The 625-nt window shown below is 56.0% G+C and carries 1 protein-coding gene and 1 pseudogene; both read right to left on the bottom strand.

Going from position 1 to position 625, the window contains the following annotated elements:
- Nucleotides 1-323 (bottom strand): annotated as a pseudogene (locus tag ACPXB3_RS22460) (hypothetical protein); the annotation flags it as partial.
- Nucleotides 323-625, bottom strand: a 303-nt coding sequence (locus ACPXB3_RS22455) for a hypothetical protein (protein ID WP_425729852.1), incomplete at its 5' end; no start/stop codon positions are given. The gene ACPXB3_RS22455 and the pseudogene ACPXB3_RS22460, both read right to left, overlap by 1 nt.

The following is a 625-nucleotide window of genomic DNA, read 5'->3' as shown; positions in this document are numbered from 1 at the left end:
TGCACCACACCCCGCACCGGCTCCCGATCCACCACCAACACCAACGCATCAAACAACCACAAAGGAACCGGAAAATCGCGACGAAACTGCTCCACTACCTTGCTGACGCGCGTAAAGTCCTGCATCGACAGCCCAGTCGACCGACCACGGATCCGGTCACCGCCCACCCACGCCGCGCGTGTACCCACTATATGGCCAGGACTGAAATGATCAATCGACAGATATCTATCCCACGGACCTTCCGACAAATCACCCTTCGTATTCACCACGATCTCCGCAAGCTCCATACCCAGCGCCCGTAACAGATCCTCCAACTCAGCCATCAACTCTCACCTTTCTCGGCTTCAGCCACCACCGCCAGAATCTCCTTCTTGAAATACTCGCGCTCATACGTTTGCGATGAATCATTCGCGAAGACGTGGCTCAGGTCTACGTCTTCGAGCAGAACGTTCGACTTCGCCGAATACGCCTTGCCCAAGACCGAAATCTTTACCGGCCTCTCCCCCACAACTGGCGCTTCCAGATTGATCTCCACCTTCACCCGCGCTCCGTACCGGGCGAAATCAGACCACTCGTTTTCCATCACCCGATACGGCACCATATTGAAATGCCCATCCTGGGCGAA

It is taken from the genome of Gordonia sp. DT219 (genome assembly GCF_049847065.1).
In the GTDB taxonomy this organism is placed as follows: Bacteria; Actinomycetota; Actinomycetes; order Mycobacteriales; family Mycobacteriaceae; genus Gordonia.
This window is presented reverse-complemented; position numbering and strand designations above follow the sequence as displayed.